Source organism: Streptomyces sp. NPDC001002, assembly GCF_053599215.1.
Map to the genome: position 1 here is coordinate 1 of NZ_JBSFLV010000277.1, position 4,511 is coordinate 4,511.

Annotated in this window: 4 protein-coding genes and 1 pseudogene; 2 read left to right on the forward strand and 3 right to left on the reverse strand. The window is 70.5% G+C overall.

What is annotated here, in order from left to right:
- Positions 1-219 precede the first annotated feature (219 nt).
- Positions 220-516, reverse strand: a complete 297-nt coding sequence (locus ACWDR3_RS47215) for a hypothetical protein (protein WP_450358867.1) — start codon at positions 514-516, stop codon at positions 220-222.
- A gap of 129 nt (positions 517-645) precedes the next feature.
- Here ACWDR3_RS47215 and ACWDR3_RS47220 point away from each other — a divergent pair, with 129 nt between their 5' ends.
- Together ACWDR3_RS47220 and ACWDR3_RS47225 are read left to right on the forward strand one after the other, a co-directional pair.
- Positions 646-1,848, forward strand: a complete 1,203-nt coding sequence (locus tag ACWDR3_RS47220; protein ID WP_450358868.1) for a pyridoxal phosphate-dependent aminotransferase — start codon at positions 646-648, stop codon at positions 1,846-1,848.
- A 134-nt stretch (positions 1,849-1,982) separates the two neighbouring features.
- A complete protein-coding gene (locus ACWDR3_RS47225; protein WP_450358869.1) occupies positions 1,983-3,182 on the forward strand; it encodes a mannosyltransferase family protein in 1,200 nt (399 codons plus the stop codon).
- A 34-nt stretch (positions 3,183-3,216) separates the two neighbouring features.
- Here ACWDR3_RS47225 and ACWDR3_RS47230 read toward each other — a convergent pair whose 3' ends face one another.
- The gene (locus tag ACWDR3_RS47230) at positions 3,217-3,747 is read right to left on the reverse strand and encodes a YbjN domain-containing protein (protein ID WP_450358870.1); all 531 of its coding nucleotides are present in this window, start codon (positions 3,745-3,747) and stop codon (positions 3,217-3,219) included.
- Positions 3,748-3,852: 105 nt separating this feature from the next.
- A pseudogene (locus ACWDR3_RS47235) lies at positions 3,853-4,443 on the reverse strand (AAA family ATPase); the annotation flags it as partial.
- Positions 4,444-4,511 lie beyond the last annotated feature (68 nt).

A 4,511-nucleotide genomic window follows, 5' to 3' on the forward strand; every position in this document is an offset into this window, starting at 1 on the left:
AGGACTTCGACGAACAGCACGTCGAGCGGATTCCTCTTCCGTCCGAGTGAGCGACGGACCGCGTTCCTCGACCCCGCGGGGCGTGGTGCCCGGCGGGCGCTCTACTGGAGTGACGGGTGGGACGTATGCGCGGTGACATCTTTCCCGGTGGAGCTCAGCTGCCCCGTGTCAGCTGCCTCGGCCGGTTCAGCCGCCTCCGACGCATCCGCCCCCGCCGGATCAGCTGCCTCCCCCGCATCCGCCCCCGCCGCCACAGGAGGAGCCGCCCCCGCAGGACGAGCCGCCGCCGCACGAGTGGCCGCCCGAGTGCCCCCCGGAGTCACCGCCGGACGACGACCCGCAGGACACCGCCCCACTGCTGCTCCCGGCCGCCCCGCCGGCCCACCAGCTGTCGCCGGAGCCGCGCCGCCGTCCCCCGCGGTACGCCGTCCCGCCGACCCTCCTCGCCTTGCTCACCACTGCGGTGACCACGGCGAACGCGATCACGACCACCACCACGATGATGCCGATTGCCATGGCGCCACCGTCCTTTCTGCTCCCCCGAAGCGACCCCCCGTGGGCGCCTCGCGTCTTGCGTGAACGGGGGATGCCCTCGCACGCTCCCGGCCAAAGCAGAGTTGAGCGAATCCAGAGCTTCGGCGCAGGATGACCGGCATGACCTCCAGCAGCCGCCCGCTCCTCAACCGCCGTCTCGCCGAGTTCGGGACGACGATCTTCGCCGAGATGTCCGCGCTCGCCGTACGGACCGGCGCGATCAACCTGGGCCAGGGTTTCCCCGACACCGACGGCCCCGAAGAGGTCCGCGAGGCCGCCGTACGGGCGCTGCGTGACGGCCGCGGCAACCAGTACCCGCCCGGCCCCGGCGTCCCCGAACTGCGCACCGCGATCGCCGCGCACCAGCAGCGCCTCTACGGCCTGACCCACGACCCCGACACCGAGGTCCTGGTCACGGCAGGCGCCACCGAGGCCATCGCCGCCGCCCTGCTGGCCCTGCTGGAACCCGGCGACGAGGTCATCGCCCTGGAGCCGTACTACGACTCGTACGCGGCGTGCATCGCGATGGCGGGCGGCACGCGCGTACCGGTCACCCTGCGCCCCCACGAAGGCGCCTTCCGGCTGGACCTCGACGAGTTGCGCGCCGCCGTCACCGACCGCACCCGCCTTCTCCTGATCAACACCCCGCACAACCCCACCGGCACGGTTCTCACCCGCGAGGAGCTCACCGCGATCGCCGAACTGGCCGTCGACCGTGACCTGTTGGTCATCACGGACGAGGTCTACGAGCACCTGGTCTTCGACGAAGCCGAGCACATCCCGCTGGCGACCTTCCCGGGCATGCGCGAACGCACGGTCACCATCGGCTCGGCCGGCAAGACCTTCTCCTTCACCGGCTGGAAGGTGGGCTGGGTGACGGCCGCGCCGGAACTGGTCTCGGCGGTCCGCTCGGCGAAACAGTTCCTGACGTACGTGGCGTCCGGCCCCTTCCAGTACGCGATCGCCGAGGCGCTCTCCCTCCCCGACTCCTACTTCGCCGCCTTCCGCGCGGACATGCTGGCCAAGCGGGACCTGCTGGCGGCGGGCCTGACGGACGCGGGCTTCGAGGTCTTCGAGCCGGCCGGCACGTACTTCATCACCACCGACATCCGCCCCCTCGGCACGGAGCTGTCCCACGGGGGCGACGGCTTCGCCTTCTGCCGCGCACTGCCGGAACGCGCCGGCGTCGTAGCCATCCCGAACGCGGTCTTCTACGACCACCGGGAGGAGGGGGCGCCCTTCGTACGGTTCGCGTTCTGCAAGCGGACCGGGGTGCTGGAGGAGGCGGTGAGCCGCCTGAAGTCACTGGCGTGAAGTCACCGGAGTGAGGCAGCCGGCGTGAGGTCGCCAATGTGCGGTGTCACGCCGCCACGCCGAGCGGAGCGAATCCGTACCCGCCCGGCCGCACAACGCTCGCCTATGTCCGTTTCACCCGGCAATGTGCCGGTGTGACCCACGCCAGTACCCTCGCGCGCCACCCCGTCACGGAGCCCGGCCCCCAAGCCCGTACCCACCCCCGCCCCCGCCCCTCCACCGCGGCGGCCCTGGGCGGCGCCCTGGGTCTGTTCGCCGCCGCACGCCTGCTGGGCGTCGCCGCGCTGGCTCTGACGGCCTGGGCGACCGACGGGCACTGGCCGGCGCTCCTGGGCCGCTCCTGGGACTCCCAGTGGTACCTGGGGATCGCGGCGCACGGCTACGGCAGGACCCTGTACTTCCAGCCCGGGGTGGTCCACAGCGACCTGGCGTTCTTCCCGCTCTACCCGGCCCTGGTCCGAGCGGTGACCGCGCTCAGCCCGCTGAGCGGAGTCACGGCGGGCCTGCTCGTGTCCTGGCTCGCGGCGGCGGTCGCGGCCTGCGGTCTCTACGCGCTCGGCAACCGCCTGCACGGCCGCGCGGTGGCCACGGCCCTCGTCCTCCTCTGGGGCCTGCTCCCGCACTCGATCGTCCTGTCCATGGCGTACACGGAACCGGTGCTCACGGCCTTCGCCGCCTGGGCCCTGTACGCGGTGCTGGACGGCCGATGGGTCTGGGCGGGCACACTGGCCGCCCTCGCCGGACTGGCCCGGCCCAATGGATTCGCGGTAGCGGCGGCGGTCCTGGTGACGGCGGCGTACGAGATCTGCCGGACGCGCGGCAAAGTTGTCCACAGCCTGTGGACGGGCGCACTGCTCGCGCCGAGCGGCTGGACCGCGTACGTCCTGTGGGTCGGCCACCGCAAGGGTGACCTGCTGGGCGGCTACTTCGAGGTGCAGCGGCTGTGGGGTTCGAGATTCGACTTCGGCAGAGGCTCGCTCGTCTTCGCCAAACACCTGCTCCTGCGAGGCGACCGCTTCGTGTTCCCGGTGACGCTGATGATCGTGGCGGTCGCGGTGGTTCTGTACGCGCTTCTGTTGGCGGACCGGGCACCACTCCCCCTGCTCGTCTACACGGGGGTACTGCTCCTGATCACATTGGGCGGCTCAGGCTTCTTCGAATCAAAGCCCCGCTTCCTCCTCCCGGCCTTCCCACTCCTCCTCCCCCTCGCCCGAGCACTCGCCCGCACGGCGAGAGCCCGGCCCTGGCACGCGACCGTGGTGGTCGGCGCCCTGGCCGGGCTCTCGTTCGGCTACGGGGCGTATCTCGTGGTGATCGCGAACACGCCGCTGTGAGGACCGGAGAAGCCTTGGAGACCGGAGGCGAGAACTACTCCTCGTCCTCGCCCTTCTCCTCCGCGTCGTTGACCTCCTGCTCAAGGCCGAGCTGCTCGACGAGCCACTTGTCGAACTCGATGGCCGCGCGCACCCAGCTGACCGTCGAGGAGACGAAGTGCTCCAGGCTGACGCCGGTGCCGATCAGCATCTGCGCCTCGCCGATCAGACGGACCGTGCCGTCGTCATGCGTGTGCGTGTACACCTTGGGCCACAGGGTGCGCCGGTTCCAGTCGTCGATGGACTCCAGCAGCAGCGGCTTCTCGTCGATCTGGTGGGGCCGGTCGTAGAACGTCCGCACCGAGAAGACGGCCTGGTCGTCCTCGCCACGGAACATGAAGTACGTACGGAACTGCTCCCACGGCGCCGCGAGGTCTCCCTCGTCGTCGACGACATACTTCAGCTCCATCTGTTCGAGGAGCTGCTTCACGAGGTCCTGATCCGGGACAACGGGGCCCGCCGGCCCTTGGGGCTGCGGCTCGGGCTGGCCCCCGAAGTTCGGAATCGAGGACGGGTCGATGGTCACCGTGAATTTCCCTTCATATGGATGCCGTCATCCTCTCCCATGCGGGGAGGGGGGTGGCAAGCCCGACGGCCGGAAACTCACCACCCCCTGATCAGCGCGTGATCGTCACAGTGTCTTCCCCGTCGCCGGCCCCACGATCAGCCCCTCGCCGAACGTGTCCACCCGTACCGTGTCGCCGTCCTTGATCTCGCCGGAGAGGATCTCCTTGGCGAGGCGGTCGCCGATGGCGGTCTGGACGAGGCGGCGGAGGGGGCGGGCGCCGTACGCCGGGTCGTTGCCCTCTTCCGCGAGCCAGGTCAGGGCGTCCTCGCTGACCTCCAGGGTGAGGCGGCGTTCCGCCAGGCGCTTGGCGAGGCGGTCGATCTGGAGGCGGGCGATGCGGGCCAGTTCGTCCTTGGCGAGGGCCGAGAAGACGACCAGGTCGTCCAGGCGGTTCAGGAACTCCGGCTTGAAGGAGGCCCGGACCACGTCCATGACCTGGGACTTCTTCTCCGCCTCGCTCGTCATCGGGTCCACCAGGAACTGGCTGCCCAGGTTCGAGGTGAGGACCAGGATCACGTTGCGGAAGTCGACCGTGCGGCCCTGGCCGTCGGTGAGGCGGCCGTCGTCCAGTACCTGGAGGAGGATGTCGAAGACCTCCGGGTGCGCCTTCTCCACCTCGTCCAGCAACACCACGCTGTACGGGCGCCGCCGCACCGGTCGCACTCGACGTGCAGGCGGACCCGGTCGGTCCCCGGATAGGGGTTGTGGCAGTACGCGGTCAC